The organism is Vibrio sp. 10N.239.312.D08, assembly GCF_041466145.1.
Taxonomy (GTDB): Bacteria; Pseudomonadota; Gammaproteobacteria; order Enterobacterales; family Vibrionaceae; genus Vibrio; species Vibrio crassostreae_C.
In genome coordinates this window covers 63506-89801 of sequence record NZ_JBFSSD010000017.1, presented here as the reverse complement: position 1 = coordinate 89801, position 26296 = coordinate 63506, and the positions used below count along the sequence as shown (strand labels likewise).

Genomic DNA, 26296 nt, shown 5'->3' with positions numbered 1-26296 from the left:
TTAGGATTTTCTATGTTGATTCACGAATTTTCGAATAAGGACGTTACCGCTGAGCATGTAATTTTAGCTCAAGCAATACTAGCAGGGACTGCTCAAGGTGATAAAAGTAAAGCACAGCGCTTTATGATTTTTGTAAATGAGATTCCCGATGCGCCGACTGTGCAAAACCTGATTCCACGCTTTAGTCAATTTATGAAGCTCTTTAAAGCCAGCTGACATTCAAAATACGTTACACAGGGATGTGTAATTAAGATCACCAACTCCCCCCTAACCACTACCTACTTTTAAACTCTATCTGACCCTATGCTCGCTCTATATCTAGCCATTGTTGTCGGAGGACAATAGAGTTTGATCAATTTTAAAAACGTTTCTGGACAAAACCTTGCCAGTGGTTTTGCTAATTTAGAAAGTCATGAATTATTACAGGTATGGAAAAGTCGCCTAACGGCGTGTCTAACAAAAATAGTATTTGTTGTTTTGCCACGATATATGATGGAAAGTAATTCAAAGTTTGCACTCAATACATGATAATTGAAACATAGGAGTCTTAATTGAGAGGTTGTGCACTATTTCAGTTTTTTTATCCGGGCAATATTCGGGTTATGCCCGGTGAAGCCCCTTTCCGTTTTGAAGGAGATCGGTTCGTTGTAGGGATTGGTAAGCCTATGAACTCCGTCAACACCTTATCTGTGATAGACAGGATAATCACAGTTGCTCATGATAACTCGAAGGGCTTCAAGTACGACTTTGAAGCATCACGACAGACCGGAGTCAACCAGATTTGCAACGCTGTTAATCGGGCTGATGGTTCAATTGACGTTAGTTTGTTGATGGATACTGACGGTAAAGGACACACACAGTTCAGTCACTCCAGTATCACAACGCTTGTTCGTATTGCTGTTGAAGCCGATGGTCTTTCCAATGCTTTAGAACGTAAAGCTTTGAACGCACTGAATCACTTTATCAGGGTATACCGCTACGCCACGCTAGACACATCAATTAAAGAAGTGGGCTTTATGGCAGGCTTTAAGCCATATATTGTTACTGGATTTAAGCAGTACAACGAACAACACTTAACCAAAGACACTGATCAACGAATCCGCGAACTGTTCGATGATTGGGAGCCTGATGCACGACGCTTCACTTCTTTACAGCCTCCGAACCTAGCAGATAATGAGTTGCCTAACTTCAATCGTGAAAAAAGCACTGGTCACATTGCCCATTACCTTACGACTGGTGACTTTCCTAGCTGGCGTGTAACTCTGATGCGGGCTTATGAAATGGCGAATGAACAAGAGAATTACAGCGCTGCTGTATTGGAGTCTTTCATTGCGCTTGAGTTAGCTTTGTACGATTTACTACACGTCTACAGGGCTAAAGGTTACAAAATCAAAAAGTATGGACGCATTCATGACGTGATATTAGAAGCTTTGCCGAACTTGTTTAATAAGGAAGTTGATGGCTTGGTGAATCAGTTACTTAGATTCAAGAACATAAGAAACGACGTCGTTCATGACGGCTATAAGCCAACTTACACAGAGTGTTCAGAGTGTCTTTCGATAGCAGATGAAGCATTCAAATTCTGCGACTCTAAAGCCTGAACATTGCAGGTACACCAATCGGATGAATCGAAAGGAAGCGGAATGAATCCTAACTCTAAGTAACTATGCGTCAAAGATATGTCAGCACGGTTCACGAGACACGCTCAGGAAGAAAGCTTAGTTCTTGTTTCTAAACATCAAATTTTCTGATGTGTCTTGAACATCCTTATTCGTATGATAGAATATAAACGCTTGATAGCGGTGTTTTTCAAGGTAGTTGTCATCATTTGCTTACTTATTAAGCAGCTTCTCTTTCTGGATTTAGGTGAACGTCACCAACAGGCGCACAGTTCCTGATATCACCAGACCACCGCTCAGGCTTTCGCTGTTTTGCAGCGAGCAATACCTCTACACGACGCTTCAAGATCTCTTTATCTTTTCCATTGTGACGCTCTGAAGGCGTGACGTAATTTAGCTGACTGTGCTTGTGCTCGGTGTTGTACCAGCGTACGAAGGCTTCAACCCAACTTTGGCTACTATCGATTGTTTCAAAGCCCTTCGTTGGCCAGCTTGGCATGTACTTTACCGTGCGGAACAATGACTCAACATACGGGTTATCATCACTGACTCTTGGGCGACTATACGATGAAGTAATACCTAACTCTTCCATTTTGGCTTTGAACGTCAACGACTTCATCGGCGCACCATTATCGGAGTGAAGAACCAGAGCTTGATTGAAGCACTGCTCTCGCATCAACGTTCGTTGCAGAAGTTGTGACGCCAGCTCACCGCATTCATGCTCATACACTTCATAACCAACAATTTTTCGACTGTAGATGTCCTCAATGAAATACAGGTAATAATGTTGGCCTCGAACTTTTGAAGGTAAGTAAGTGATATCCCACGTATAGACTTGGTTCGAGTCCGTCGCTGTGTAACTGGTTGGCTTCGCTTGCTTCTGTCTGCTCCGCTGACGACCTCGTTTGTGAAGTTGCCCCTGCGTACTCAACACTCGGTAGTAGCTCGACTCAGAGGCGATATACTCACCTCTATCAAGCAGTGTCGGGACGATTTGAGTTGGAGGCAAGCTTGCAAACTCAGAGCGGTTACACACCTCGATTATCGCATCACGCTCTTCCTGCGACAGCTTGTTAGCAGGCTCAGGTCTGAGGCATATTGGCCTTTTGTCAGCTTGAACTTCACCTTGCTGATACCAGCGACGATACGTTCTCAAGTCGATTTGAACTTCATGGCAAGCTGGCTCTAAACGACACCCGCATTGCTTCGCTTCAAGGATAAGAGTCACTATGGTCTGCCTTTCATCGGTTGAGGTTAGTCGTCCTCTGGCTCTTCCCCGTAAAAGGCTCTCAGCTTTTTTCTTAGTACCAAGAGAGCGGCCGTTTCAGCGAGTGCTTTTTCTTTGAGTCGTAAATCTTTCTTCAAATCTTTGATTTCAAGTTTGTCAGCTTTAGCCTGCTTCTTTGCTTCAGCTTCCTGCTCTTTACTCGACTTAAACCCTTGCATACATTCGCTGCGCCAGCTTTGGATTTGCTCTGGAAAAAGACCTTTTTCACGACAATATTGGCTGAGTTCACTTTCTGTCATTGAGTAGGTTTCAGCGACAATGGCAAGTTTAGTTTGAGCTGACCACTGCTCTGATGAAGTGTTGCTATTTGGCACGGCGGCTCCTGAACGTCTGAGTTGCTGGCGCCAATGATACAGGGTCGCAGTGCTAATTCCTTCCTCTTCCGACACTTCTTTAACTGACATTGAATAGGGAGGTAATAGCTTCTTCAATATAGCTTCTTTTCTTTCTACTGAGATACGAGACACAATTACTCTTTATCGCCCAAACTGGTTAAATTTTAACAGTGACATATACCCTGCCAGATAGGGATAGCAATGGAAGGATATAGCCACGATTGCTGGAAAGATTATGAAAATTAGGTTTGTGAAGGTAGCGAAATTCCTTGTCGGGTAATCCGACTGCATTGCAAACCACAAATAACGATACCTAAGGTAGGGAACGATATCTCGAAACAGATTGACTTCTATCGTATTTGAAACTCGATTGACCAACTCATTTTAGGCAGCTAAGGCAGCCAAATATGATGACGTAAGTCGTAATTAATTAGTAATTTTCAATCCAAAAAGAGAGGTAACACCTGTATGCGATTTCAAGTAGAACTACAAATAGACCAAAGTGTAATTAACTCAGTTCTTGACCTAGTCAAAGTGCTGATTGTTCGAGGAACTACGATAGCTGGTGTAATCGCTGCTATTTCATCCCAACTCCCTATGGGTTAGTAAGATTATTAAGTAGGATGGTTAGAGGGGTTATGTGGCTACACGGATAGAGTCACAATCCTCTTGCTTGTTGCTTACCCATCATATACTCCACTAAAAATTGTAATCATTTAGAGGCCAAATCACACCTCTTTCAAATGATTGCATGTTCATATCGAAACAAGGCACATCTAGTTCGTATGGAATCGCTCCTAGGCAGCCATTGGAGAACCTCCTAGCTATATAGCCACTTAGATCTTTTTTGTAATCAGTGGGAATACATCGAGGCCAAACACCACATAACAGCATTAAGTTAAATGACAAGTAATGCCTTTCATATTTTGCACTTTCATATGAAATGGAAAGAGAAAGTGCGTTGCCGTACTTAACTTTAATTTTGACTAGTTGATCATTCATTTTCAAACGAAAGTTCCCTAGTAAAAATATCAGACAGAACACAAAATCGCGGAAGCGTAATTCGTTTTTAGACTCGATCTCATGATCAACCCCAGCAAGTGAAAAGATAGTACATAAGCTAATTTTTACTTCGTCTAGAGCACCAATCCCGCTACTTTTTTGATTTGGCAGCTTTGCTCCTGAAAAAGTTTCTTCCGTATTATCATCAAAAAAATCAATGATCTCTTGAAATGATCTGATCACTAGACCGCGGTCTTTCGCATCAGGATGCGCTAAAAAGTCCCCTAACTCTCGAAAGATACTTCTTTGCGGGGTGTAATCTCTAGCTAATACAATCAACATAGCAACATCATCTTGGTCAAAAGATCTACTTATAAACTTTTTATAAAAGCGCTCAATATGATGATGCGTGTATTTATTCATTTTAGTCACTAATCGACCAATTGTTTTCAATCAATACTTGTACTCTATATGGATTAGATAAACTGAGTCAAACTAGGGATCATTAAACCGAGATAGTTACAGTTCTAAACACGTATTGGGGCAAATACGTGTTTGCCGAGATCGGCGTCAGCACGTCTTTGGACAAAAACAATTTATAGCCACTGAGCTAAACCGTTTCCATGAGATTAGAAAAAGTATCTTGAACCCTTAAGCTCTGTTACTTGGATTCTTTCACATACTCTAGCAGCGTGGAAATCGGTATGAAACCATGGAGTTTTGTTGACTGATCATGTGTTGGTGAGCCTATTGCTGCAACACCGATAACCTCTTGACGATCATTAAGAACAGGACCACCACTATTCCCATGGATTACTGGTATATCTAGTAACCACACACGCTCACCAAACAGCACTTTAGATTGAATAATTTTGCCTGTATTGATGTATGGTGTTTCGCCGGGAGAATACTGGGGAAAACCTAGCACTGTTACAACCGAACCAATACCTATCTGCCTATCATCACCTACACTTAAGCGCTTGATACCATTATAACTTGTAGTGGGTTTTAGAATAGCCAAGTCCCTAGACCTGCATGACTTTTGAAATTTAACCGGACGCTTAGTTTCCTGCTCATGATATCTAAATAGCTCCAAAAGCTCTGATAGATTCTCATCAATATCACGAACAACATGTTCATTTGTGATGATACCAATCCCCTTCAAAAGAAATGCAGTCCCTTGGCTATGATCTAGCGAATTTTCAACTATAAATATGGAATCACACGCTTTATCTAATGGCGTTTGCACAAGATCTGGTTTAGGTTTACCTATTAACACAGAAAAATCATAGGCTACTTTTCTATATATTAAATCTTCAGCACCCCTTACCATTTTAATAAAGTTAATTCTGCCTTTTACAATTTTCTTAAAAAACTGCCCTTTCTTTTCATCAATTCTTCGTTGGTGTTTTTCAAATACAGTTTTCCCATGAAACTTTCTTAAATAGGTTTCTTCAGCACCTTCAAGACCAAACTTTTTCCATGCATATAGCATTGAACGTGTTTGCTTTACGTACTTTCTAGATACATTCATACGTTCGTTGACTATTACACCAGTGACTTCTTGCCTGTTGCATCTCGCTGCTATTCGGGTTTTATTTGAATTGATAGCAAATCCATTCTCAGTAATGAGCTCCTTTAGCTCGTTACCTAATGTAAGCTGTAGGTCACGAGTTAACGTAACAATAGGCTTGGGTAAGCGCCCACGAGTTTGAGTAAAAGAGAATGTAATGTCGTCAGCATAACGCGTGTATGTACATCTATTTTTGGACGCCAATGTTTGCAATTGTTTATCTAAACGATAGGCGATCATATTTGAGAGAATTGGCGATGTTGGAGCGCCTTGAGGCAACTTACCATTATGACAACAAAGGTGAGATAAAACCGTGGCCACTGAGTGGTGTAAGTTTAAAGGATGAGATTGGAATAAGTTGCGAACGCGACCGAAATGAATAGAGCCAAAGAAATCCTTTAGATCTAAGTTTAGTACGTATTTTTTGTCAACATGCTTCGACGCATTTGTAACTATACTTCGATCTTTTACAAAACCATGAGTCGCATTACGAGGAGAGTATACTTGAGCGAATTCGTTCGCTAGGAATTTTTGTATTTTTTTTAGATCTTTCCTTGGCGCATCAATTGATCGAAACTCGCCATTTTTTTTGGGAATGTTAAAGCCTTTGTAAAGGTGATTAACAGAGGGGTATATAAGTGTTTTCAAGTCATCATAATTTCTAAAGCTCAGATATTGAGCCAATCCATCTACGCATAAACAATCTCTTAAATTATTCGGTAAAGGAACTTGAATATTCGATGAGAATGCAGCTTTAGCCGCTATTTGGGAAATTAATGAGATATCTACCAACGTAACAAACCCTTAAAAAAAGAGGCGATTTTGTTTTCTCTTGTACAGCGTAACGGCATCATCAGGCTAGCTGACAACCGGTAAAAAGAAACATGCTTATGACCGCCGCAGATTAACAGCAGAAAGTTAAACTCTCGCCTCTTGTCGAAAAATCTACAGCAATACTCAACAGAATGCAATGCGTAATTGGTGCTATCAAATCAATACCCACTCAATATACCACAACACCAATAAAATGCTTTCACTTCAATCAGGTAGCAAAATAAATGGTAAACCTGTAGCTGAAAAGGCTATAGTTTTAGATTCACGTTACTGAACGAATAGCCTCTAACTTGTTCCCACTACATTGGAACTTACTTGTGGACATTTTCAATTTAAGGGTTGTGATCGAGACTGCTAACTTCGGATAACTTGAGTTTGGGAAAGTGAAGCAGGCGGATTCAGAGCATTGGCTGCTTATGCAGCCAAAAGATACTGCTGCTATTATGCACGAAGAAAGGGAGGCTCAAATGTGTTATAGCGACCCAACTTTAAACTAAATACTACTCGAAGTTATTCCTTTGAAAGACTTAAACTGACAGTCTCCAGCCGTTTCGTATTCCAAACCTAAACGATCTTTAGGCTCTCTTTTTATGGTCACTCCTACCATCTCAGAAGCTTTACTTGGGCATTTACCTTTTGATTCTTTGTAAAGGTTTGCAGCGTTTTCTAGAGCTGTGACATCTGTAATTTCTATCTGCACTGCGACTTTTTCGCGCTGTTCTTCACGCTGCGCCTTTTTTACCGAATCATAAATAAAGGGGCTAGCGACAACACAAGCTCCAATCACCAATGAACCAACTATGATTGATTTATTCATTATTATTTTCCCAAATTCAAATCTAATATTGCGCTATAACGTTCGCTTAAGTGGCGAATGAATATGTGCCAAAATTTTAGCGAAGCGAAAATGGTACACATTTGTGAGTCTGTCTTGAAGTAATTGTTGTCATCATGCTAAAAAGAGCGTGAAAAGTTATTAATATCTTCCAAAAGACGATCTGCTAAATCCTGAGGTATAGTCTGAGTTACTCTAAGCGATTGAGCAATTTCACTCATTGTCTGCTCTATTTTTTTTAACTCCTGCACACTGAATCCTCTGCGTCTTAAGCGCCAGTTTATTAACCCAATATCTTTGAACAAATTCAGGTCATGATTACCTACAAAATTGTCACTGATACACGCAAGATGAAATTTGGTTAATAGGTCTTCTACTTCAATTGCTGATTGGATCACTATGCTTTGAGATTGCTGACGCCTCCAATTTACCATCGCTTGATATGCAATGATCAGTACACCTAAAGAACCAAACCCACTAAAAACCGTACTCAATTGGACTAAAAAGTTCCAGTTATCAAGTTCAGGGGAATTTGTTGCTTGCCCAGCATAAAAGCTAAGTATAAAAACGATCATAATAATGTAAATTGATTTATCAGCTTTCATCTTTCCTCAGGTAGTCATAGCCGCATTAAGGTGAGCAACGCTATCACCAAACCTAACTCATTGCACTATAAACACAAAACCCAACGATGACACCAAAAGTGACAAGCGTTGGGAATCACTCTGTGTGCTAGTTTCAGATAATTTTTAGTAGGGGAAAAACCATGAACAGGATGCGAATGAGCAAAAGGTCTAAGTGATTTTGGGGCATTTTCGATTTAGAAATGGCAGCGTATCGACTGCAGCGTATCGACTGCGATCGCTGCCATTTTAGTATGATACTTTAATACTCAGTATGAATCTTTATTACTCTCTCACATATCCCTCAAAACTACCGTGTACCCACTTTGGATGATGCTATTGTTTGAACTTCAATGCACTTAGCGCACAGGAGAGAGATATGATTTCATGGACAAATTTGGATGACGGCACTCACGAACTTAAAATTAGTGACGCGTTTAATATCGTGCTCTACCCATCAGCTGGCTATGCCATCGCAACGGGTATCGATAGAAAGATCAGTTTATTTGGCTCTACTCTTGAAGAGCAAAAGCAAGATGTTCAAAGAACGGTAGTCGCTATACTTTTAGACATCGCGGAAAAAGTGTCACCGGATGATGTTAGATACGGTCGTTAACTAACTTTCTCTGTATCCAAATAGAGAGCACACATACCGCGCATAGAAATAGTGAAATATCGGCTAGAGAGTTTGGGGTGACATTTAAAAGTGAAGAAACAGGTTCGACATACTTCATGACGACTAAGAGAGTAAAGGCGACTGTAAGCCTCTTATAACCGCTTCCAATAGACATACGCATAACCTTTAGTCCATATTCCAGTTTTTGATGGAAAGCAACCCAATTGGCCCTTGCGCCAAACTGTACGTGACAGCCCAAATCTTCCACAAAGAACTTTCGTGTGGGTTCTTAATCCATACGAGAATTGCGGGAGCGGTGCCGCATCCAACCCAAAACCCAAATGTGATATAGAAGATCACCAATAACCATAGTTCTTGCATGAGTTGAGCTCCTTTAAGTGCCTAACGCCTTTTCCTCGACGCATTCTTGATGCGCTACTGGCAATTTATTCGTCATACAAGGCCCATTTTGTATTTAACCAATAATTGTATACAATAACATAATACGTTATCTAAGAGTCTTCCAGAATGACAAACCGCAACGCTGATTGGGTGCGATTCTTCAAATTAGAAGAACAGTTCTTCGACGATGTGATCTCTTCTTCAAGTGAAGTGGAGTCATTTGGTTCGCATTGCTACCCAAAATACATTGAAGAATTTACTGAATCGGGCCATCTTCGTCTGACCAAACCTCAACATATTCGATGGATAGGTCACGTCAATGGCGATCTGGACCTATTCGATAAACTTCAAAAACAAGCGGAAGAAATTTATGACTTACACCAATCTCTAACGCTTTCTGAAAAAAGATGCTCTCGTGAACCGATATTTTTATCGGACGCGACGCGTATCGGTGTTTACAAAAACGTTGCACACTCTTCAAATCTAATCACCAGTACTGAAGAAGTGAGTTTAGTTCGAGGTAAATATACCGCTACGCCAGCTGATGACATTCAGAAATACAACGAAATGCGAGAGGAACTGATTAGACTCGGCTTTAGCACAGCTATAGTGTCGTTGGCTCCAGTAACACTGTCACTGAAAGTAAGCACAAAAGAACTAGTTAACCATTTTGGTCGCGAAGATATTGTGTACCGGAGACAAACCGGTCACCAATACCGCAGCCGAGTATATTCGGATCGAAAATCCAAGCCGATGAAGCTTGGGTTCTTTATTAGTTTGAATCCAATTACTTATCACTCAGTTGTCTCTCCCAGAGAGTCACGCGAAGACTCGTACCTAAACAGCGGTCAAGCCATTCCATTCGTTGGCCCATGCGACGGTGAGTTTTGGATCAGTAAAACCTCATAATACCCCTTATGAGGTCACTTAACCGATTACGCTTGCTCTTCTACGTCAGATGATTCGGTAGACTTCTTCTCATCAACCATCTTTTTCGTTCCGCCAATAGCCAACAGTAGACCCGCTAAAGTTGGAAGTAGCTGAAACATCGCGAGGTTTTTGACTTCAGTTGGAAGACTGTTTCCCAAGACGACTTCTTTTACAAACTCAAAAAGCGGGTAACCACTCGTTGCTGCTTGAAAAAACAGTGACATTCCACAACACAGCATTAATATCAAGCCAATGCATGTAATTCGAAAGTTAAAATTCTTCTTATTCTTGTTCATCATTTCTAAATACCTTATGTCTACTGACTGTTTGTGTTCAATTCAGTTATACACGCCCCAATGTCTCCTTTTACAAATTAGCGACACGAATATCGAAAGTTAATTGACAAACCCTACCGGCTAATACTGGCTCCATTGAGCCCTTTGGGGACCTCCACCCCCTTAGTTATGTCAATTTAATCGCATAGATCGGCCTGCTTATTTGAATTTCTTTGCTCGATGCTGAGTTATTCTCGGTTTACATAGCCGATCTCCGACATCGTGCGCAGCAAAAGAAAACTGGAGTAAATCATGACGACCAATACGACTTCGCCCTCCCCAGAAATAAGTAGCACTGTCCGGTTAGTGGCCGCGTTAAAAGTGTTAGGTGTAACAGATGAGACGCCCTTGCATTTACGCCAACTGCTCATCAGTAGCATCTTGTCGGTTGCTAGGTTTAATGCTGACGTCGATTTAATGGATATTTGTGAGGCTTCATTGGATCGCTTGCGTACCGAGCTCAAGGACAATATCAGCGAAAGCTCGGGCTCACCGATTCATTAATTGGAGGAACAAGCCATGAAATTCAATACAAAGTACCTTCTTTCTTGCGTGGCCATAAACTTATTAATGTCCGTCGGTGTCGCTAACGCTGAGTCAGATAAAGTGAATTTGCATACATGGAAGCAGTACGGCGAAGCTGCGTCAGGAGACTGGACGGTAAGTTCAGATGGCCAAAGTGTCTACCAAAGCATCAACGGACACCCCACTGCGTTTATGAGTGCAACCAAATACGAATATCGAACCTTCAAAGGGGTCATTCAAGTAGATGCGGGAGCTGGAGACGATGACTACATCGGGTTCATTTATGGCGATCCTACTGCTGGTGGTTTTTACCTCTTCTCATGGAAAAAACTGCCAACCGGCGCAGACAATGGATTCAGTTTAATTTATTTCGATGGCACCTTAGATGAGATGAAATCATATGGCTGGACGGTTCATGATGTTGAACAAGGCCAAAACACCATCTTGGGTAAGAAGCGAAATGTAGAATGGATGCATGGCCAGCCCTACCAATTTGAAATGCAGCTATTTCCGAATCGGATCGTGACCAAGTTAGATGGCGCTACAATCTTTGACGTCAATGATCTAACCGTTGCACCGGGATATTTCGGCTTCTTCAACTGGTCACAAGGGAATGTGCGTTATAACTCCATTCAGCAACTGTATCCACCTATCGCTGAACACAAGACTGGCGATATATCACAAGGGACTCCTTTTACGGTGGCCGGGACTTGGACAGACAAAAACCCAACCGACTCTCACACCTGCATGGTAAGCCAGCAACCGTATTATGGTTTAGTGACGATGACGCCCCCATGCACCTTTACCTATACCCCATCACCAGATAATGATGGCATTCAGACATTCAAATATAGAGTGACTGACGAGTCGAACTTGTTTACAGACGGGATTGTCGATGTGAATGTACGTTCGAGTGGAACATCTTTCACGTTGCCACCACACCTTATATCTGGACAAGAAAAAAATGTCTTCACCCAAATCAAGTCAACAAAGACTGACGGAAAGCCCGTGGTCAATATAATCAATAAGCCTAACTTTATGCGATTAAATGACTTGGGTGTCATCGAAATGAATCCGACGGATGATGATCTTGGGATGCATCACGACATCACCTTTGAAACGAGCGATGGCCTCTCGACGTACAATGCAGGCACATTTGATATTCAGGTCATACCCTCGACAAACAATGACTACTTGAACCAAAACTTCGAAATTATCACCTCTGATGTGCAGCTGCTGAATTTGGACAATACGCCTCACACACTAGTCACCATTCCAGCACTTGAAAGTGGTGAAGGAAATTTAGTGGAAGGCCCACATGAGGCTTTAATCACCGCTGATGCCAGTAACACCCATGACATGATGGTTGGTGATAAGATTGCCGCACCAGGTGATACGGTATCTATCACGGTCAACCTTGATAAAACAGGGACAGCTTTACCCATTTTCTATTTTACTCCGGATGCAGAAATAGCGAACTTTAGCATTGAATTCCCTTGGATCGACTCACCTCATGATTGGCGATACGTCGTTCAGAGAACTTGCTCAGACGCCGATTCAAATCGATGTGATCGAACATTGGAGATGGACCGGTTGAAAGCACCAACTGGCAACTTGCAAGTCTTTCTCAGAAAGAGTGCCAATGCTGAGTATCATAGTTATGGTTTTGCTGACCCTTCCACTTGGCGCGATTCCGATTTGGACGAACACCTTGCGACACTCAGTGAAGGTGACATAGTGGCCATCAACATCAATCAGAAATCAGATGCACTGAACGACTTCATCAATCAAGTTATCACACAGTTTGGTGATGGCGATTTGAGTAATAAGCTATCAAATATTGAAGACCAAGCGATCTTGCTCTATCGAATTGGAAGTGGAGTAAAAGAATATAAAACACAAAAGAGTACACGCTGGGGGACATCTGCGGTGACATGGTTGAGTTTGAACCAGTAACAGATGGAAGATGAAAAAAATTGCTCCCAATGGGAGCAATTTTTGTTTTAGTTAAAATTGTTCTGGTACTCGAATACCATGACTACGTAACAACCTGATGAGGTTGGACTGCACGTAAGCCAAAGTACATTCGCACCCTTCAAAATAACCTTTGTCGATAGCCAAACTGGTATTTCGACGAAGTTTTTTGTTTTGTTCATCTTCTCGGAACTCAAATAAGAGCGCCTTTAGATCATCTTCTAAGCTGTTTGTTTGAGTTGGGGCTGTTTCATTCGCTACAGATTCCGAAGCTTGAAGTTTCATCCATGACCAAACATAGCTTTTGTTAGACTGCATTGATTCAGCAAATCTTCCGATAGTCCTTATGGATTGATGTTTCGCATACTTAGACCATAGGGGCTTGGCCAATTCATCAGTCAGGAATGGGACAAACTTAATTGACATCGTTTCTTGTATGTTTTCATTCGAAGCACGCAGTGGAACGATTAACGTATCCCCAAATTCGACAAATGAATGAGACGCAGCCATTAAGAACTCAATTGAGTAGTTTCTGGTCGGTGTAAGTAACCCGTGTTTGCTCGTATCGTAATCAAAATGATTATCGTGACGTCGTAAGCACAAGTACTCATGAAAGGCAGTACTAAACTTACATGGGGTAAGAGAGTTATTAATCATAACCCACTCAGCATCTATCACTTTATTGAACATGAGAACGCTCCTCTTTCTTTACTTCCAAACCCATCACGACAGGTAAAAAAGTACGTTGAAACTGACCAGCCACCAGCACGTCGCCAACGTAAATAAATTGGGAACCGGCATGTTCAGCTGTTTCAGGAGTGAAATTAGGGTTAGGTACGAATTGACGAGTGCATTCAAGTGCAACAACGGTCCAATCACTGGACATTGCGAACTCTTTGCTCTGTTGAGTCGTGTAACCTTGGTTGAGGTAATGCTGGTAACTTTCCTCGACTAAGAATTCATCACGAATCGTAAGTTGTTCACCAACAGGGATCGTCTCTGCACCAAATTGACAATCTGCAATTACAGTGGAAGATGACAAGCCAATGATGCAAGTGAGTGCAAATTTGCTCATTAGGTTACAATTCAAATTTGCTGGTTTTGTTGTGAAAGACATAGTAATTCCTCGGTATATTTCGTGCGTAAGCACATGGGGTTTAGTAAGTGCAGATGTCATTTTTTAGAATGAATATCGATTTCTGAACTGCATGATTTAAGGACCACCTCAAGATTCTCTTCGGGGATCTCGTTAACTAGGCGACCTAAAAAATATTCCACAACGACGGCTACATCAGCACCTTCTAGATGCATTGCGACCGGTTCTGCCATGGCTTTTTCTGTCATTTCAATATTCATAATCACACCTGTTGCTGTGAGGGTAGTTGTCTAATTTTCCAAGCTATTCCTTGTGGGAATGACCTAGCGTAGCGATACACATTTTCTGCCTCTGTATCTTCAAACTTTTTCTGCTTCACCTTGCCGTTGATCTTGTAGAACAAAATAAAGTCAGCAAACTTACTTATTGGAATGTTTCGTGGCATGAGTTAGCTCCTCCAAGAACTGGAATTTGAGACGTACTAGGCCACCGCACGGGTAAGCTAATAGGTCCCGTGTTGGGTTAAGGTTATGGGGGTTAAGAGCGGATCTTTGTTTCTATGTTTGTTGGGAAACAAACTTCGAATGGGGGGTTACTTCTTTAGAAGTGCTTGTATCTCATCGTCCTGTAGAAGATGGTCAATTCGAGCAATAATGCAGTCGCCTGCGTAACTATCTAATTTGACACTTTGAGCTTTCAACTCATTGAATGAGCGATAAGTCTCTAAGAGCAAATTTGACGGTGGTCTTTTGAGCAATTTAATGCGTCTGACAGTTTTAATAAGACTGATTTCGATATCCACTAAAGCTGACATTTGTTCGAAATTAGTCATATGAGATCTCCATTTATTCAATGGCAAACAGGGGTATAAAAATCACTAAATCAAGACTTCGACAATAGGTACATTAACGTAGCCGGTTTTGTATGATCTTCCTGTTAGCTTAATGATTCCGGCCTCAACAAGAACATGTTCAATTCCAGTGTTTTCACTGTAGTTTTTGATGCAGGTTTCATTTGTCAGTAGGTTGGCATTACTAACACAGGTTGTTGCAACACAAATTCGTTCACCGGGAAAGGTGTCGTTGTTAATGTTGTCATCGGTTTCAGCAGCAATCAGCTCAAGCGCAATTACACCGTTAGCGTAATGACGTTTAACAATGCGGCAATCAAAACCAAGGAAGTTAAGTGCATTCATATCTGGACTCCAGTTATTCATGGGACTAGTTGGGGTATAAACAAGAGTTGTATTTGAAGGTTGGTAACTCTGAGGAGTTAATAGGGGCAGTCAAAGGACTGATTACATTTCAGATGGCGTAATAACCAGGTGAGCTAGAGGGTGATCCTCGCTGTCCAAGTGGACAGTGTGTTACTCAATTTGCCCTTTTACTATGGCAAAGTAATGAGTCTCAGTTTCCAATTAGTCAGCTTATTTTGCTTGTTTTGAGTACGCGTGCTTTCTAACCATTGCAGATAGCGCACACGTACATCGTGACCGTGGGTTTCAATCATTACCTATTCAAATCGATATAGTTCTCATGAAGATTGATGACTATTATCGCTGGACAATAAGTTTGAAACTTTTCTACGTCCCAAAGCGTGTGTCTAGGTACTACCAGAATCCAATACTGACCATAAAGATCAATGCATAGACTCAATCAACGTAATGACTGGAACGTCACATTGCCTCTAGTTATCTCTTCATGAACTTTCGGGCGGTGCTTAAAATTGACTAAAACTTCATACTCTTGCCCAAATTCAACATTGTCACCAAATGGACCTATAATAGCCTTTACCTTTGTATCAACTGGAACCTCGATTACACATATTTTTATGGGCTTCGTATAACCATTTTTCAATGCGTGGTAAATCGCGATGTAAGGAGACAAAGTTGTAGACACAGGTTTGGTCCAGTCATCATTTTCATTTTCAGAACAGACACCGCGAAACAAAATCTGACCTTTGGCTAATGAAAGACCTTTCTCCTGTATTTCCATATCTAAATTAATGAAATCATCGACATTGAAACCTCTATAGTTTCTCTGAAATAGTTTAAATATCGGGGTATCACCGTTACTGCCCATACTCTCTTGCCATTGATTCAAAACATTTGAACTTTTAAGGAATTCTTCATACTTAATACATTGATTAGGTTTTTTGTGGGTACTAGGGTCAATGTGATATCCATAAAGCCCTGAAAACATGTCTAAACAACTTTCCAGACTACCGTCCCAACCAAGTAGCTCAACATCAAATTTATCTATGAGTACCCCCTCCATCGAAAAATATAAAGCACTTAAAAGTCACCTTGTTAACTAAACTCAACCAATCGAATAAGCTGGCGACTAGGTAAACTAGTTTGCCATTCGAGTAACTACTTCCTTATATATATGTCCATATCCCTCTGAACCGCGTCTCAGTAAGTAACTAAAATCTACCGGTCTTGTATCATAAACTTCGAATGTGTCATGAAAAGCGCTATCGCGACCAACAAATACTTTCTCCAAACAATCGTCAAACTGATCAGCAGTGATGTCGACAACAATAGTTTCATTCACCGTTAACCAAACATGGTTATTTTCACTGTACTCGCATTCCGGAGATGGACGTTTGCCGACTGACTGTACAACGTTAACAGCATATTTTTCTCTCAAATAGAGTCCCAAAATTACACTAGATACCTCACACGAACCTGAAGGAAACCTTTGAAGCTCAACATCAACAGAGGTTGACTCTGAAACGACCTTCTTAATCACTTTCCGGACCAGGGTGGCCACTGTTTTTAGTTCTGATACTTGCACTTAATCTCCTTATCAATCATTAGCTAATTCCTTATATTGGGAATTTTTCGCGATTGAATTTCGTCTATGTTGCGGTCATCAAATATAAAACTCAACCAATATCAATCTATGATGTGTGTCGAAAGATAATATATTTGAAGAGCTCAAGAACTATCACTATCATAATTGCCATTCTTTATAATATTTTCAGTTAGTTAGAAAAGGAACTGGTGAATGAGAAGCGTTGTTAGTGATGATAAAATCACGGATTTTAGGGAGTTAGTGAACTCAAACTCTAGCTTTGTGTATCAAATCTACAAAGATAAAGGCGGTAAGAACCTTTTTAACCTCGTTTGCTCTGCTATGGATTGGATCACTGTTTCTGTTAGGCACTTAGAAAATGCACCTGAGTTTGACAAGAATATAGATAGTAGATGTATGCAGGTCTACTCTCTTATCTCTTCAATAGACCTCATTTTCGAGTCAATCAAACAACTCCATCGAGTGTTTATGAATGACAATAAAGATCCGTTTCATGGTGAAAAGAAATGCTTCAAAGCTCGCCTCTTCCCTAATGAAGGCGACAATAATTACTTTAAAACTATCAGGGCGTGTTTCGGTGCTCACCCAGTAAATCTTAATCAAGAGAATTCAAAGCGATTCGCAAGTTGGCCATTTACAAGCAGTTTCAACACTGGCGACCTGAGTGTTCATTTGTACAGTCGAGATGTGGGCAAAGAGGACTTAACGTTAAACCTGAATATCAATGAGCTGTTCGAATTTCTCAAGATACGATATGAGTACCTAGATGTTATCGCTGATAGGATTGAAACGCTGTTTGTTGAGTACCAACACAAACTTTCAAAAGAAAAAATTGAGACTAAACCTGATCCTTTAGAACAACTCTATGTTCTTCGCACTGAGTCAGAAAAAAGATTAGATAACGAATACTATAATGGAGAGATTGATGACCTCATTATGATTTTTGAAGCGGAAGTAACTGACGCTGACCTTGTACCATTAGCTGATAAGTATAAAGAATCCCTCCTACCTCTGATTGAAGAGATTAAGACGAATCTACAAGAAATGAACATCGTTGACCTAGCAACCATTAGTGTACTGAGATTAAGATCTGACCTTAATAAAGAATTACGATACGAACTCGGAAAGTTCTACACTTGGGTTCACAGTGGTAGGTATGATCCGCTACTCGAATACTATTTTGAAAGGTTCGACGCTTCTACTGATGGTAAGTTCAAGTTCACCAAAACTGATGACATCAAACTTGCGTTTCTTAAAACAAAACTTATGCTCACTGAAAGGTGTGAATAAGTTGGCTTTGCCCTTTTCTTTAGCTGCTCAATACTTTTGAATATCAAAGTGACCTCAACATTACTGTTTCAACTTTGGACTGTATCTCATTAAGGGGCAAAGCCTTCTCAGAACACTGCTAAACCAAAATGGCAAACTCGCTCACGCCACTTGAACGGGAAAATCAAGCATGAAAGGTGAATGCTTTAACTGCACTCAAACTTACTATCATAAATGCCCCCTAGTGTATCGTCGGTTGAGTGTTAGGCAGCGAGTTCAGGTTGTGTTCAATTTGTTCAGCATCCGACATCTTACTGGCGATGTAGTGTTGGGTCCCCTCTTGTCGTGTTATCGGATCGATATTGATGATTTTGAGGTTGCCTGGAATGATGGCAGAACCAAATTTGGTAGATAGGTATTCGAGCTTATGAAAGATTTGAATCACTGCGGCTGCACAGTTGAGAGGCTTAACCTCTTCGAGATAATAAGTGTAATGATCGAGAGGATTGCTACGTTCTGTATGCTTTTCACAATATGCCTGCATGAGCTCCATAGTAAACGCACCAGTACCGCAAAATGGTTCATAGACCTCGTTATCATTGAGCCCCATCATTTGCTCTAAAAAATCGTCATCTTGATGATTGTTCATTCGTTTCGTCTTTGTATTCACACCTAACTCAATCAGAATGTCCCCGATTGGATCACTGTACCCATTAAGCATTGCATTGCTTAACAACTGTGCAAGCTCTACCACCCCATCTTGTACTGATTCTTTAGAATCTAACCTTGTAGTCACTTTGTGCTGATTAGTATGCGCAAAGGCCCAATAGAAGACAAAATCAGAGAAGGATTTGGAATGGCTGTCGTCAAGGTTCCAACTGGTGATGATATTCAGTGCTTGGTTGATCGTGTCCTGTTTATTCATGTGCGCTAACCCATTTAAGTTCTTGATAGTCGGTTAAAACGGTTATGCAACATACGAATGCGGATTTAGGAAGTATTTCAAAGAAATTGAAATTTAGGGTGAAGCGATATGGCTGGATGTGTCAAAGCGGATGGAAATGGTGGATGAAAAGCCACCGATCGGGTGACTTTTCATCTTAACTACAAGGTATGCAGCTACTTATTCAGGTAACGTGTCGAGAAACACATTTTACCTCCTAAGTCTTTTAAGCGGCCATCGAGTTCTTGACGACGCTTTTTTTCAGCTTCACAACTTTTGCAGGTTCCCATCTCACGCTGGCCATGTTTAGTGGTGCGCTTGACGTGCCAAAATTCTTTAGTGAGCGGAAAAAAGTGATTGCATAAGGTACATCGTTTTTCAATACCAATGGCAGTCAATTTCATTTTTCCTAGCTGAGAGTTTTTACGCAAAATGTTGTCAGTAATTGCAAAATGGCAGGTGTCTAGTGACATCGCGATATTGGCAATTGGTACTTCAAACTTTTTGGCAATTTCATTTATCGGCATATCTTCTTTGGATAACGCTTTAATTAAGATATGGTCGGTATCATCTAAATAGGTTGATTCCACGATAGATTCCTCCAATTTTGAGGGATCTATCCCTATGAGGGAAGATCCCTCACGGGTAGTGGTGGGTTGTATCAAGGTTTGGGGTTAAATGAAGTAACCTTGATATGGACAGCTCTCAGAAGCAGGGTAATCACTGTATTGCTTACCTTTTCTGAAACTGAATTTTAATGGGTATTTAACTGGTGCTAATTGCAGGTCAGTTCTCAAATGCGATGGGAGATCGTTTGGTCTAATTTCCTCGCCGTTCACGATAATGAAATCGGAAAAAGCTTGGAATTGGGTAAACTCGCGTTCAAGCAGTGCAGGGTTCACCTGTCTTAGCACATCCAACTCATTCTCTTTAATGAATAGATGGTTATCGTATTCAAAAGAGTCTAAGCCAAAGGCCAATTTTATCCCCAGAGTTCGGAGCTCATCGTCGTCGTATGAGTTCGTGACTGACGTTGGCAAATTATGTTTCGCTAACCATGTATAAGCATCAACACCTCCGAAAACACCATAACCTTCATAAGCCGGTTCATATATTGGGTCTTCGTTGTTTGGTTGGAGCATGTACACTGGACGACACTTCTCAGTACACGTATTAAAGATTGACTGTTTTGTGTCAGCGGTTTTGAAAGAAAAAAAGCCCATAATGTGTTCCTCTGCATAAGGTGGTTAACCTATGAGGCACACAACTCCCCTACGGGACGTATGCCCCAAAGGGAGTAAAAGGAAGATTCCTTTAAGATTGGTTACTTCGTTAAGAAGTCAGCAATAATGCTCATGGCATCTTGCGTATTTTTGATGACTGCTGCGGCGCTAGTGTCTCCGTGGTCCGAAGCGTCATACCAAATATCAGCAACAGCGCCATCTTGAAGAGCTTCAACCTCAGTTTTAGGCACAGTGCCGAGAAATGATTTCAAGATGTATAACGCTGAACTGTGCAATGTATCTGCACGGTCAGAAATCATCTTTTCAACCAACTCTGCGCTGATGTCTTCAACGGCTTCACACTTATTGTCTTCAATGAATTCGAGCAACTTGGCTTTATCATCGAGCAATTCAGAATCAATAACTTCTCTAAGGTACGCGCCAGCGGCCTCAAGATAGAAGTATTTCGATGCTGTTAAGTTGTCTAGAAACTCCAAAACGGATCGAGGGGCTTCAACATCTTGCGATGTAGGTGTTAGTTCATTCATGGTATACCTCTTGAAATGAGGGGACCGCCCTAATGGGTATCGGACCCACAGGGGGTTAAGCTATAAATAGCTTCGCAATTAAGTCAGCTAAACTGATTATCCCTAAAAGAAATCCAATCAAACCTAAACGAAAGGAAAGCTTTACATTGAGATCTGGGAACGTCCAAAACCATCTTGTAATGTCCCACCAGTCAGCTGTATTCACAGACAAACGAACGTCTTTATTAAAGGTCACACCAAGTTCATTTACACCATCGTAATCGATAGCAATATATTCCTTGTTCAGCCCTTTAATCTTGCCGCCATTCCCCATGCAATATCGGATTATCCATTGACCATTCTCTTTGTTGGTGATTCGAATTGCCGTTCGTCTTTTTAGCTTTAAGCTTCCAAAACCAACACGACTGTTTTCGAATCGAACAATTGAATGAGACAGGCCAGAGTCTTCATCAGGTAAACGCAGAACACGTTGAGCAATCATAAAGCTGTGACCATCGTGTATTCGACGACATGGACGTTGAATATCTAAAGTTTTGCGATTCATCAGTTTGCCTCCGTCAGTTCAATCGAACGCTGAATACAAAGAGACATAAACGCAGCCATGACTGGATGATTTAGATCTTCGAACCAACGTTGCCATGACTTCCAGCTAGAGTTTTCATCTAAGCTACATTCCGCAAGAGCAGAAGAATGCACGCAAGCATGGCTCAGTAATTGAGTGACTTTGCGTACCAGTGTTTCTTGATATCGAATACCCGTCACATCGAAAGGAAGTTTGCACGAAAGCTGTTCGGCTTCTTCGGTTTCAATCGGAAAGATATCGTCATTTTTTATCAAGAACGCTTGATGACTTGCTTCAAAACAAAATGTCACGAAGTGTGGATTCACGCCTTTTCCAATTGGAAACAAGACACTGCCACAAGGCTTTACAACCCAGAGAAATTGGGTGGTTGGGTTATCACGGCGAGTACGATTCAAGCTACGCGCATCAGCTTCAATATCATCAATCGCAACGATTGGTAATCCGAAGGGTTTTGCTGCAGTTAAAAGCATATCTGAAGTGATCATATTCAGTTCCTCCAAGAACTATTAAGGTTTTGAAGGGACAACTTCCCACAGGGAAGAAAGTCCCTGCTAATGGGTAAGATGTAAGGGGTTGAGCTATATAGCTCTTTGCTTGACTAGACCTAGACTCGGGCTAGTCGTGCTGAATGCACGTTTGCCAAAAAAACGAATCGATAGTTCTTGAAACAGGTACATTTCAAACATCGACTCAGGGCTAAATGAGCAATATAACTTGCGAGTACCAAACCAACTTCTTTCCATGATGTCAGCACCAAAGCTGGATACAATCGATTCAAACTGCTTGAGTTTGTACTGATCTTCCCAGGTTGTAGGTTTGACGATCCAAAAAGACATGGAATGACAATAAGGCATAGCCTCATAACTCACTGCTTGCTTGAATGCCAATCGTAATGATTTAAGCCAGCCTTCAGGGGTTGCCCATCGACCATTAGGCTTTAAATCGCCACTTTCAACACTTCGGCACCATTCACATCCGTATTTTTGGAATAGTGAATACTCAGTGTCGACACCGCAATACATCCAATCTCGGGTGCGCTTTCCTGACTCTGTATCAACACAATTGGACGGACCAATTAAGAGTTGAAGCATGTACAAGTTATCCGTTGAGATGATCTTGAACCGTCTGAAAAGTTCGGCATCGATATCGTAATCGCTCATAGTTGAACAATTGATATTGAAATGTTTGAGTAGGAAATCTTTCTTTTGTTGACTTACTACATCTGCAGGACAGAACGTAGCAAATTTCTCATAGATGATTTCATATGACATAAGGGTTTCCTCCATAGGAATTGGGGATACAAGTTCAATGTCTTTGATTGACGTTGAGTTTGTTGGGGTTATGGGTAATTAAGGTAGTTCGATGTCAATGTCTGATTGCGAATCAACGCAACAAACAAGTATTTCACCGTCTTGCTTATATCCAATAGGGTCATTTAAGTAAGTAGGAGTGCCAGTAGCTTTGAGACGACAAGCGCCACAGTAACCATTTCGGCATTCAGAATTTACTTTGTATCCAGCTCTTTCTAGTGCGACAAGCGCCGTACAAGAATCAGTTGGAATGGGTGTGTTGTTAACTCGCATAATAAACCTCGAATAAATCTCCAGCAGGCATGCAAATACCAAGAGAACGACCGTTGTCCCATTGCATATGCAATGTTCCAATGTCGTCGATACGCTTGATTTGACCAAGTTCTCCTGCATCAATTGGGTCAATATCGTTCATGTGAATCATCTTGATGACGTCACCAGGTTTAAGCGATTGCTTGATTGTTTCAGTAGTCGGGACAAATAAAGTCTCAGCCAGAAACCAGCAATCTGTAGCGAAGTTATCGTGGTATTTAGAATCTAAAAGAAATGGCACATCTAATAATCCATTTGATGTAGTTCGGAAATGTTCACGGCCAGTAAGCTCAAGAGAGGCGTTAATCCAACGAACAGCGCATTGCGCGATTTGTAGGTCCAACGTGTTATCGTTACAGATATAGCGGGTCATAGAAGACGTATAGTTTGCTAAAGCTGCATCAATGATAGAGTTGCGCATGGTAATTCCTCCAAGGAATAAAGGAACAAACGCAACCTATGGTAATAGGGTACGAACTGTTCCCTATGGGTAGGTTTTTGTGACTTGGGTATTAAAGTCAATGGGGACATGTCATAAGACAAGAGGATATTGCAACAGCATCCTAACTGGATGAGGAATAATCACTTTAATAAAGTGATAAATTTCTCGGGTAAATCAATTACAGTTAACATGAATTTCATCGTACTTTTGGCAATTACTGGCGGTATTTCCCGTGTTTACGAAGTACTTGTGTTCTAGTGACCTAATGGCTGAGTAGTAACCTTAAGGTTGATTTTCGTTTTACTGTGCCATCCTTAATTGGCACAACGGCTTTCACTTGCAATAAGCTCCACCCTAACCGCTCTGACTCTTCAAGGACGATGCATTCATAGGCAGCCTCAACTTCACTCAGTGCATTGGCCATATCAGAGAACTTTAGCTCGGACAGCCCTTCAATGTTTTTACCATCAACCGTGTACCAAGACCCAGTGACCATAAGGTTCTCCTTCAGTGATTTTATTTATATCGTTATACAGCAACCGTGCATTGTCTTGAGCTTTTTGCGTTTAGACCAATCCTTGAGCGACCTAAAAGCAAAAAGCCTCCCCGAAGGAAGGCTAATGCGTATTTAAGCAACATCGTTAAATTCTCTATCGAGAAAACCAACCGGTGTCAGCTTGTTTTTGGCTAAGTATCCGATGAAATTCTGATATCCAGAATCACACCATTCATCAAGCCAATCTTGTGATTTTGCCAATTCCTTGATGGGACTCGGTGGAGATGCAATGGTCACTTTGCAGTGATTCATATTTTTCTCTACACGTTCCTTCAAAGAGATGGCAGCTCTGTCGCCTTCCGGCATGTCTTTTCCTTGTGTAAGGCGATCTTTGTCTTTAAAAATAACCAAATCGGTTACTTCGAAAGGAATATCGATCAGCTCCATCAAGGTAGAAGATATACCTGACCAAACAGGAATACTCTCAGCATGCTGGCAAGCCAAACAGGTTTCAGGACCTTCTCCAACACCTAACACAATTCGTGTATTACCCATTTCATCTTTGCAGATTAAAGGCATACCAAACTGTATTGATGCACCGCGAGGATCCTCTATTGGTGACATTTGCATCTTAGGGTTATCAAGCAACGGTGATTTATCTGAGCCATCGTCATTCAAAAAAATTCGATGAAAAGCAATCGCCTCACCTTTCAAATTTTGAATGTATAAAACAATGCCTGGTAAATACACTTCGTTGCTTTGTGAGTCCCACATTTTAAGTTGTGAGTGAAACCCAACGTTGCAAGGTATTTGAATGTCACCTAATCCGCGAGATATTAGATAGTTCATACCTATTTCAGATTCAGTGACAGCAAATGCCTCATGTTCAACCTTTTGCAAAATCCATAGGCGTTTGCTTATATCTGCAGGACTAAGAACAGCTTTCTCTTCTTTTTGAGCGGCTACGGCTTTCACTTCTCGTTGAGAAATGTTGTCTGTAGACTCCCCCAAAATATCTAAGATAATGTCCATCGCCTTCGATTTATTACAATTTTCAAGCCAAGCGACCATATCAATACCATCACCAATACGACCCTTACCATTGTAATAACCGCCACCAGACTCGTTCCAATCTTTGTACAAGCGAAAGACAGTTTTGCCTTTGCCAGTGAATGGATCTGGTACAGCTTTAGAAACACCATTTGAAGACTTTCGCATCGCCTCAGTTAGTTCACCGTAACATTTGAACACTGAGGACCAGCCACCATGACGCATCACTAACGCATGTACATCTTGGATTTTTGATCTTCTGTAATTGCTCATTTTGACCTCCTAAAAGGGACGCTCCGAAGAGCGTCACTGTTACGTTTAACTAATTTCAATCGATGACAACAAGTTCTGTTGAATCATGTCATCCAACACAGCGGGAAGGTCATCAGCATCACGTATCACTTGATAATTTGGAATGCCTCCGTACCTTGATTCGCAAATATTGATTGACGCAACATCAATCCCTTCGGCTTTACATTGCTCTACCTGACTTTCGACAGCATGTGTATCAGCTGGACACCCATCGGTAACAACAAGTAATTGCTTTCTGCTTGCCAAATCGAGCTTTGTAAACTCTTGACGAGCAGCTAAGACAGCCTTATTGGTTTCAGTACCATCACTAGAGTCAATACCGATTCGCGGATAGCATTGCATCAAAGGTTCATTGAATGACTTTCCAACATAAGCCATCGTATTGAAATACAAGACTGATACTGGTACATCCAACTCTTCAAGTGCAGCTGCAACCGATAAGGCGGCTTTCTGGGCAATGTCTAATCGACAGTAGCCAGTTCGATCTCCAAACTCATTTGTAACAGGCACAGCCATTGAGCCAGAAATATCAATCGCAATAACGAATGAAGATTTATGAGTCTCAACGATATCCTCTGTATAGAAGATTCGACTGTTACCAGCAGTTACACCCGCAAGTAAATCACAGTCAAAATCACTACCAGATTCATCGTACATGATGGGTACAGCCTCTTTAGCCCACATCTGCGATTCGATAATACGTTTAATCGCACGAGCACCAGAGTTGATACTGCTTTGGATTGGTATTGATAACATTCGCCCATTTAGCTCTGGCGTGACGTTATAGTTACAAATGTCCTCATAGGATGCCGGATTCACTGAAGCATGTTTATTGATCGCTTGATCGATAAGCTCATGAAGATCGGCCAATGCTTCACCCAAGCGCTGAAAATCTTCATCACTGAGTGGGTTACGGGTTGAAGAGCCTTGAGAAGCGCCCTGACCAGCTGAACCGGAGTCCTGACCATCTGAGTCATCATCTGAATCTGAACCGGAGCCCTG

Annotated in this window: 35 protein-coding genes; 7 read left to right on the top strand and 28 right to left on the bottom strand. The window is 41.2% G+C overall.

Features of this window, described 5'->3' with window-relative positions; translation table 11 throughout:
• Window positions 1–12: 12 nt before the first annotated feature.
• Entirely contained in the window at window positions 13–216 is a 204-nt protein-coding gene (locus AB6D58_RS11405; RefSeq protein WP_102420170.1) for a pyrophosphatase, read from the top strand.
• A 449-nt stretch (window positions 217–665) separates the two neighbouring features.
• Entirely contained in the window at window positions 666–1601 is a 936-nt protein-coding gene (locus tag AB6D58_RS11400) for a hypothetical protein (RefSeq protein ID WP_137000996.1), read from the top strand.
• Between the two features lie 238 nt (window positions 1602–1839).
• On the opposite strand, the gene AB6D58_RS11395 is transcribed toward AB6D58_RS11400, so the two are convergent.
• From AB6D58_RS11395 to AB6D58_RS11375, 5 genes are all read right to left on the bottom strand, one after another.
• Window positions 1840–3374, bottom strand: a protein-coding gene (locus AB6D58_RS11395) for an IS3 family transposase (RefSeq protein ID WP_372157324.1) whose coding sequence is annotated in 2 segments (ribosomal slippage) — window positions 1840–2921 and window positions 2921–3374 — 1536 coding nt in all. Because the reading frame shifts where the segments join, the coding sequence is not laid out codon by codon here.
• A 567-nt stretch (window positions 3375–3941) separates the two neighbouring features.
• Entirely contained in the window at window positions 3942–4667 is a 726-nt protein-coding gene (locus tag AB6D58_RS11390) for a hypothetical protein (protein WP_137000997.1), read from the bottom strand.
• A 238-nt stretch (window positions 4668–4905) separates the two neighbouring features.
• Entirely contained in the window at window positions 4906–6609 is a 1704-nt protein-coding gene (locus tag AB6D58_RS11385) for a reverse transcriptase domain-containing protein (protein WP_372128002.1), read from the bottom strand.
• A 535-nt stretch (window positions 6610–7144) separates the two neighbouring features.
• Window positions 7145–7468, bottom strand: coding sequence for a hypothetical protein (locus tag AB6D58_RS11380; RefSeq protein WP_017062729.1), 324 nt, complete (start codon window positions 7466–7468; stop codon window positions 7145–7147).
• Window positions 7469–7605: 137 nt separating this feature from the next.
• Window positions 7606–8091, bottom strand: coding sequence for a hypothetical protein (locus AB6D58_RS11375; RefSeq protein WP_017062728.1), 486 nt, complete (start codon window positions 8089–8091; stop codon window positions 7606–7608).
• Between the two features lie 397 nt (window positions 8092–8488).
• Here AB6D58_RS11375 and AB6D58_RS11370 point away from each other — a divergent pair, with 397 nt between their 5' ends.
• Window positions 8489–8725, top strand: a complete 237-nt coding sequence (locus AB6D58_RS11370) for a hypothetical protein (protein ID WP_136987164.1) — start codon at window positions 8489–8491, stop codon at window positions 8723–8725.
• A 186-nt stretch (window positions 8726–8911) separates the two neighbouring features.
• Here the strand turns inward: AB6D58_RS11370 and AB6D58_RS11365 are convergent, their stop codons facing one another.
• A complete protein-coding gene (locus AB6D58_RS11365) occupies window positions 8912–9106 on the bottom strand; it encodes a hypothetical protein (protein ID WP_136987165.1) in 195 nt (64 codons plus the stop codon).
• Between the two features lie 147 nt (window positions 9107–9253).
• On the opposite strand from AB6D58_RS11365, the gene AB6D58_RS11360 reads away from it, so the two are divergent.
• Complete coding sequence (locus AB6D58_RS11360) at window positions 9254–10036, top strand: hypothetical protein (protein WP_372128004.1); 783 nt, start codon at window positions 9254–9256, stop codon at window positions 10034–10036.
• Between the two features lie 26 nt (window positions 10037–10062).
• Here the strand turns inward: AB6D58_RS11360 and AB6D58_RS11355 are convergent, their stop codons facing one another.
• Window positions 10063–10356, bottom strand: a complete 294-nt coding sequence (locus tag AB6D58_RS11355) for a hypothetical protein (protein WP_372128005.1) — start codon at window positions 10354–10356, stop codon at window positions 10063–10065.
• Between the two features lie 288 nt (window positions 10357–10644).
• Here AB6D58_RS11355 and AB6D58_RS11350 point away from each other — a divergent pair, with 288 nt between their 5' ends.
• Both AB6D58_RS11350 and AB6D58_RS11345 read left to right on the top strand, forming a co-directional pair.
• Window positions 10645–10896, top strand: coding sequence for a hypothetical protein (locus AB6D58_RS11350; protein ID WP_133150991.1), 252 nt, complete (start codon window positions 10645–10647; stop codon window positions 10894–10896).
• 15 nt (window positions 10897–10911) lie between these two features.
• On the top strand, window positions 10912–12873 hold the full coding sequence (locus tag AB6D58_RS11345) for an Ig-like domain-containing protein (RefSeq protein ID WP_372157321.1): 1962 nt from the start codon (window positions 10912–10914) through the stop codon (window positions 12871–12873).
• Between the two features lie 51 nt (window positions 12874–12924).
• Here AB6D58_RS11345 and AB6D58_RS11340 read toward each other — a convergent pair whose 3' ends face one another.
• The 9 genes from AB6D58_RS11340 to AB6D58_RS11300 form a co-directional block, all read right to left on the bottom strand.
• Window positions 12925–13581, bottom strand: a complete 657-nt coding sequence (locus AB6D58_RS11340; RefSeq protein ID WP_136987169.1) for a hypothetical protein — start codon at window positions 13579–13581, stop codon at window positions 12925–12927.
• Window positions 13571–14008: a hypothetical protein gene (locus tag AB6D58_RS11335; protein ID WP_102305814.1), complete on the bottom strand. Its 438-nt coding sequence runs from the start codon at window positions 14006–14008 to the stop codon at window positions 13571–13573. Before AB6D58_RS11335 ends, AB6D58_RS11340 begins: the two co-directional genes overlap by 11 nt.
• Window positions 14009–14064: 56 nt before the next feature.
• On the bottom strand, window positions 14065–14247 hold the full coding sequence (locus tag AB6D58_RS11330; RefSeq protein WP_102423482.1) for a hypothetical protein: 183 nt from the start codon (window positions 14245–14247) through the stop codon (window positions 14065–14067).
• 2 nt (window positions 14248–14249) lie between these two features.
• Complete coding sequence (locus AB6D58_RS11325; RefSeq protein ID WP_081231393.1) at window positions 14250–14432, bottom strand: hypothetical protein; 183 nt, start codon at window positions 14430–14432, stop codon at window positions 14250–14252.
• A 147-nt stretch (window positions 14433–14579) separates the two neighbouring features.
• A complete protein-coding gene (locus AB6D58_RS11320) occupies window positions 14580–14819 on the bottom strand; it encodes a hypothetical protein (RefSeq protein ID WP_372128009.1) in 240 nt (79 codons plus the stop codon).
• 45 nt (window positions 14820–14864) lie between these two features.
• Window positions 14865–15182, bottom strand: a complete 318-nt coding sequence (locus tag AB6D58_RS11315; protein ID WP_372128011.1) for a hypothetical protein — start codon at window positions 15180–15182, stop codon at window positions 14865–14867.
• A 191-nt stretch (window positions 15183–15373) separates the two neighbouring features.
• Entirely contained in the window at window positions 15374–15496 is a 123-nt protein-coding gene (locus tag AB6D58_RS11310) for a hypothetical protein (protein WP_261901434.1), read from the bottom strand.
• Between the two features lie 146 nt (window positions 15497–15642).
• The gene (locus AB6D58_RS11305) at window positions 15643–16188 is read right to left on the bottom strand and encodes a hypothetical protein (protein ID WP_372128013.1); all 546 of its coding nucleotides are present in this window, start codon (window positions 16186–16188) and stop codon (window positions 15643–15645) included.
• 150 nt (window positions 16189–16338) lie between these two features.
• Window positions 16339–16785 (bottom strand): hypothetical protein, encoded by a 447-nt coding sequence (locus AB6D58_RS11300; protein WP_372128015.1) that lies wholly within the window; start codon window positions 16783–16785, stop codon window positions 16339–16341.
• Between the two features lie 213 nt (window positions 16786–16998).
• On the opposite strand from AB6D58_RS11300, the gene AB6D58_RS11295 reads away from it, so the two are divergent.
• Complete coding sequence (locus AB6D58_RS11295) at window positions 16999–18096, top strand: hypothetical protein (RefSeq protein ID WP_136987175.1); 1098 nt, start codon at window positions 16999–17001, stop codon at window positions 18094–18096.
• A 220-nt stretch (window positions 18097–18316) separates the two neighbouring features.
• On the opposite strand, the gene AB6D58_RS11290 is transcribed toward AB6D58_RS11295, so the two are convergent.
• The 12 genes from AB6D58_RS11290 to AB6D58_RS11235 all read right to left on the bottom strand — a co-directional run.
• A complete protein-coding gene (locus tag AB6D58_RS11290; protein WP_136987176.1) occupies window positions 18317–19000 on the bottom strand; it encodes a hypothetical protein in 684 nt (227 codons plus the stop codon).
• Between the two features lie 194 nt (window positions 19001–19194).
• Window positions 19195–19608: a hypothetical protein gene (locus AB6D58_RS11285; protein ID WP_081231386.1), complete on the bottom strand. Its 414-nt coding sequence runs from the start codon at window positions 19606–19608 to the stop codon at window positions 19195–19197.
• Between the two features lie 84 nt (window positions 19609–19692).
• Window positions 19693–20241 (bottom strand): hypothetical protein, encoded by a 549-nt coding sequence (locus AB6D58_RS11280; protein WP_136987177.1) that lies wholly within the window; start codon window positions 20239–20241, stop codon window positions 19693–19695.
• Between the two features lie 101 nt (window positions 20242–20342).
• The gene (locus tag AB6D58_RS11275) at window positions 20343–20789 is read right to left on the bottom strand and encodes a hypothetical protein (protein ID WP_136987178.1); all 447 of its coding nucleotides are present in this window, start codon (window positions 20787–20789) and stop codon (window positions 20343–20345) included.
• Between the two features lie 55 nt (window positions 20790–20844).
• The gene (locus AB6D58_RS11270; RefSeq protein ID WP_081231383.1) at window positions 20845–21333 is read right to left on the bottom strand and encodes a hypothetical protein; all 489 of its coding nucleotides are present in this window, start codon (window positions 21331–21333) and stop codon (window positions 20845–20847) included.
• The gene (locus AB6D58_RS11265; RefSeq protein ID WP_081231382.1) at window positions 21333–21857 is read right to left on the bottom strand and encodes a hypothetical protein; all 525 of its coding nucleotides are present in this window, start codon (window positions 21855–21857) and stop codon (window positions 21333–21335) included. The genes AB6D58_RS11270 and AB6D58_RS11265 overlap by 1 nt, the downstream gene beginning before the upstream one ends.
• Before the next feature lie 93 nt (window positions 21858–21950).
• Complete coding sequence (locus tag AB6D58_RS11260) at window positions 21951–22643, bottom strand: hypothetical protein (RefSeq protein WP_136987179.1); 693 nt, start codon at window positions 22641–22643, stop codon at window positions 21951–21953.
• 78 nt (window positions 22644–22721) lie between these two features.
• Window positions 22722–22955: a 2Fe-2S iron-sulfur cluster-binding protein gene (locus AB6D58_RS11255; protein WP_081231380.1), complete on the bottom strand. Its 234-nt coding sequence runs from the start codon at window positions 22953–22955 to the stop codon at window positions 22722–22724.
• Complete coding sequence (locus tag AB6D58_RS11250; RefSeq protein ID WP_206361546.1) at window positions 22945–23415, bottom strand: DUF4314 domain-containing protein; 471 nt, start codon at window positions 23413–23415, stop codon at window positions 22945–22947. Before AB6D58_RS11250 ends, AB6D58_RS11255 begins: the two co-directional genes overlap by 11 nt.
• 283 nt (window positions 23416–23698) lie before the next feature.
• Complete coding sequence (locus tag AB6D58_RS11245; RefSeq protein WP_136987181.1) at window positions 23699–23932, bottom strand: hypothetical protein; 234 nt, start codon at window positions 23930–23932, stop codon at window positions 23699–23701.
• 132 nt (window positions 23933–24064) lie between these two features.
• Window positions 24065–25255: a toprim domain-containing protein gene (locus AB6D58_RS11240; RefSeq protein WP_102424207.1), complete on the bottom strand. Its 1191-nt coding sequence runs from the start codon at window positions 25253–25255 to the stop codon at window positions 24065–24067.
• Window positions 25256–25300: 45 nt separating this feature from the next.
• The coding region (locus AB6D58_RS11235; RefSeq protein ID WP_372157317.1) for a hypothetical protein at window positions 25301–26296 on the bottom strand (996 nt) is incomplete at its 5' end.

Coding starts and splice junctions, on each gene's coding strand:
- AB6D58_RS11370 (WP_136987164.1), top strand. CDS start 8,489: ATGATTTCATGGACAAATTTGGATGACGGCACTCACGAACTTAAAATT.
- AB6D58_RS11295 (WP_136987175.1), top strand. CDS start 16,999: ATGAGAAGCGTTGTTAGTGATGATAAAATCACGGATTTTAGGGAGTTA.
- AB6D58_RS11245 (WP_136987181.1), bottom strand. CDS start 23,932: ATGGTCACTGGGTCTTGGTACACGGTTGATGGTAAAAACATTGAAGGG.
- AB6D58_RS11335 (WP_102305814.1), bottom strand. CDS start 14,008: ATGTCTTTCACAACAAAACCAGCAAATTTGAATTGTAACCTAATGAGC.
- AB6D58_RS11240 (WP_102424207.1), bottom strand. CDS start 25,255: ATGAGCAATTACAGAAGATCAAAAATCCAAGATGTACATGCGTTAGTG.
- AB6D58_RS11255 (WP_081231380.1), bottom strand. CDS start 22,955: ATGCGAGTTAACAACACACCCATTCCAACTGATTCTTGTACGGCGCTT.
- AB6D58_RS11355 (WP_372128005.1), bottom strand. CDS start 10,356: ATGATGAACAAGAATAAGAAGAATTTTAACTTTCGAATTACATGCATT.
- AB6D58_RS11250 (WP_206361546.1), bottom strand. CDS start 23,415: ATGCGCAACTCTATCATTGATGCAGCTTTAGCAAACTATACGTCTTCT.
- AB6D58_RS11360 (WP_372128004.1), top strand. CDS start 9,254: ATGACAAACCGCAACGCTGATTGGGTGCGATTCTTCAAATTAGAAGAA.
- AB6D58_RS11275 (WP_136987178.1), bottom strand. CDS start 20,789: ATGAATGAACTAACACCTACATCGCAAGATGTTGAAGCCCCTCGATCC.
- AB6D58_RS11310 (WP_261901434.1), bottom strand. CDS start 15,496: ATGATTGAAACCCACGGTCACGATGTACGTGTGCGCTATCTGCAATGG.
- AB6D58_RS11400 (WP_137000996.1), top strand. CDS start 666: ATGAACTCCGTCAACACCTTATCTGTGATAGACAGGATAATCACAGTT.
- AB6D58_RS11270 (WP_081231383.1), bottom strand. CDS start 21,333: ATGAATCGCAAAACTTTAGATATTCAACGTCCATGTCGTCGAATACAC.
- AB6D58_RS11315 (WP_372128011.1), bottom strand. CDS start 15,182: ATGAATGCACTTAACTTCCTTGGTTTTGATTGCCGCATTGTTAAACGT.
- AB6D58_RS11340 (WP_136987169.1), bottom strand. CDS start 13,581: ATGTTCAATAAAGTGATAGATGCTGAGTGGGTTATGATTAATAACTCT.
- AB6D58_RS11320 (WP_372128009.1), bottom strand. CDS start 14,819: ATGACTAATTTCGAACAAATGTCAGCTTTAGTGGATATCGAAATCAGT.
- AB6D58_RS11405 (WP_102420170.1), top strand. CDS start 13: ATGTTGATTCACGAATTTTCGAATAAGGACGTTACCGCTGAGCATGTA.
- AB6D58_RS11290 (WP_136987176.1), bottom strand. CDS start 19,000: ATGAATAAACAGGACACGATCAACCAAGCACTGAATATCATCACCAGT.
- AB6D58_RS11265 (WP_081231382.1), bottom strand. CDS start 21,857: ATGATCACTTCAGATATGCTTTTAACTGCAGCAAAACCCTTCGGATTA.
- AB6D58_RS11280 (WP_136987177.1), bottom strand. CDS start 20,241: ATGGGCTTTTTTTCTTTCAAAACCGCTGACACAAAACAGTCAATCTTT.
- AB6D58_RS11305 (WP_372128013.1), bottom strand. CDS start 16,188: ATGTTTTCAGGGCTTTATGGATATCACATTGACCCTAGTACCCACAAA.
- AB6D58_RS11345 (WP_372157321.1), top strand. CDS start 10,912: ATGAAATTCAATACAAAGTACCTTCTTTCTTGCGTGGCCATAAACTTA.
- AB6D58_RS11325 (WP_081231393.1), bottom strand. CDS start 14,432: ATGCCACGAAACATTCCAATAAGTAAGTTTGCTGACTTTATTTTGTTC.
- AB6D58_RS11330 (WP_102423482.1), bottom strand. CDS start 14,247: ATGAATATTGAAATGACAGAAAAAGCCATGGCAGAACCGGTCGCAATG.
- AB6D58_RS11365 (WP_136987165.1), bottom strand. CDS start 9,106: ATGCAAGAACTATGGTTATTGGTGATCTTCTATATCACATTTGGGTTT.
- AB6D58_RS11375 (WP_017062728.1), bottom strand. CDS start 8,091: ATGAAAGCTGATAAATCAATTTACATTATTATGATCGTTTTTATACTT.
- AB6D58_RS11260 (WP_136987179.1), bottom strand. CDS start 22,643: ATGTCATATGAAATCATCTATGAGAAATTTGCTACGTTCTGTCCTGCA.
- AB6D58_RS11390 (WP_137000997.1), bottom strand. CDS start 4,667: ATGAATAAATACACGCATCATCATATTGAGCGCTTTTATAAAAAGTTT.
- AB6D58_RS11380 (WP_017062729.1), bottom strand. CDS start 7,468: ATGAATAAATCAATCATAGTTGGTTCATTGGTGATTGGAGCTTGTGTT.
- AB6D58_RS11350 (WP_133150991.1), top strand. CDS start 10,645: ATGACGACCAATACGACTTCGCCCTCCCCAGAAATAAGTAGCACTGTC.